3 protein-coding genes are annotated in these 1,436 nt (G+C 49.7%); all 3 read left to right on the top strand.

The window, feature by feature from the left end; all coding sequences use genetic code 11:
* Positions 1–149 precede the first annotated feature (149 nt).
* On the top strand, positions 150–578 hold the full coding sequence (rplM, locus tag BN1129_RS20520) for a 50S ribosomal protein L13 (protein WP_042039071.1): 429 nt from the start codon (positions 150–152) through the stop codon (positions 576–578).
* Positions 579–593: 15 nt separating this feature from the next.
* Entirely contained in the window at positions 594–986 is a 393-nt protein-coding gene (gene rpsI / locus BN1129_RS20515) for a 30S ribosomal protein S9 (protein ID WP_042019610.1), read from the top strand.
* Between the two features lie 295 nt (positions 987–1,281).
* A partial coding sequence (locus BN1129_RS22900) for a ubiquinol-cytochrome c reductase iron-sulfur subunit N-terminal domain-containing protein (RefSeq protein WP_280136048.1) occupies positions 1,282–1,436 on the top strand: 155 nt, incomplete at its 3' end.

Here is a 1,436-nt window from a genome sequence, read left to right as displayed (position 1 = left end):
TCGCCCGGCCCACGTTACAGCTGTCGATAAGGCAGCAACACTTTAAGCTTTACTTGTATTCGAAGGGGTACAGGTAGGCCATCGTTTGTTGTTTGTGGGAGAGCCCCCATAAGCAATTGGGTCTGTAACAGGTAATTGGGTTTAACTTAATGAAAACTTTCGTTGCCAAGCCAGAAACCGTAAAACGTGACTGGTACATTGTGGACGCAGAAGGTAAAACTCTGGGTCGTATCGCAACCGAGATCGCTTCTCGTCTGCGTGGTAAGCACAAAGCTGAGTACACTCCGCACGTTGACACCGGTGATTACATCATCGTTGTAAATGCTGAGAAGGTACACGTAACCGGTAAGAAATTTACCGACAAAATGTACCATGCTCACTCCGGTTTCCCGGGTGGTATCAAGTCAATCAGCTTCGACAAGCTGATCAAGCGTAAACCGGAAATGGTAATCGAAGCTGCTGTCAAAGGTATGCTGCCGAAGGGTCCTCTGGGCCGTGCCATGTTCCGTAAACTGAAAGTTTACGCAGGCGCCGAGCATGCTCATGCTGCTCAGCAACCTCAAGTACTGGATATCTAATCGGGAACTGGCAACATGGCAGAAAATCAATACTACGGTACCGGCCGTCGCAAAAGCTCCACTGCTCGCGTGTTTATCAAAGCGGGTAGCGGTAAAATCATCATCAACCAACGCTCCCTGGAGCAGTACTTCGGCCGTCCGACTGCCCGCATGGTAGTTCGTCAGCCGCTGGAACTGGTTGAGATGACCGAAAAACTGGATCTGTACATCACCGTTAACGGTGGCGGCATCTCCGGTCAAGCTGGTGCAATCCGCCACGGTATCACTCGTGCTCTGATGCAGTACGATGAGACCCTGCGTGCCGAACTGCGTAAAGCAGGCTTTGTTACTCGCGATGCCCGTAAGGTTGAGCGTAAGAAAGTCGGTCTGCACAAAGCTCGTAAGCGTCCGCAGTACTCCAAGCGTTAATTCGCTTTTGGTACGCACTCTCACGAGTGTCAAAAAAGCCTGGCCATGTGCCAGGCTTTTTTTATTGGTAATATTATTTACGCCAATGCTAACACCACGTCACAAAAGACAAATATTTGTGTATTTATTGTTTTTGCCCTTCGCTTCTCTTTCTTGTCAAGTTGTTATCTTTTCTTTAAAATTCCCTCGGTTTTTCTGTGACAATTGTAACTCCGCTTCCGCCGCTGTTGTCACGGAAGAAAGGGGAACAGGGACACAATAAGAATGTGCGGAGTCCACATGGGAGAGTTTTTGGATGAGCAATGCGCCAGTTGATACCGGTCGCCGCAGATTTCTTACCTGGTCAACGGTCGCCGTTGGTGGGGTAGGAGCTGCTTTTACCGCAGTGCCGTTTATAAAGTCATGGAACCCGAGTGCCAAAGCCAAAGCGGCGGGTGCTCCGGTAGAAGT

This window comes from Aeromonas popoffii (assembly GCF_000820025.1).
GTDB lineage: Bacteria > Pseudomonadota > Gammaproteobacteria > Enterobacterales > Aeromonadaceae > Aeromonas > Aeromonas popoffii.
The sequence above is the reverse complement of the archived record's forward strand: the minus strand, read 5'-3'. Positions and strand labels throughout refer to the sequence as shown.

Bases quoted from the DNA above. Each gene is read 5' to 3' on its own strand.
- rplM (WP_042039071.1), top strand. From the start codon at position 150: ATGAAAACTTTCGTTGCCAAGCCAGAAACCGTAAAACGTGACTGGTAC.
- rpsI (WP_042019610.1), top strand. From the start codon at position 594: ATGGCAGAAAATCAATACTACGGTACCGGCCGTCGCAAAAGCTCCACT.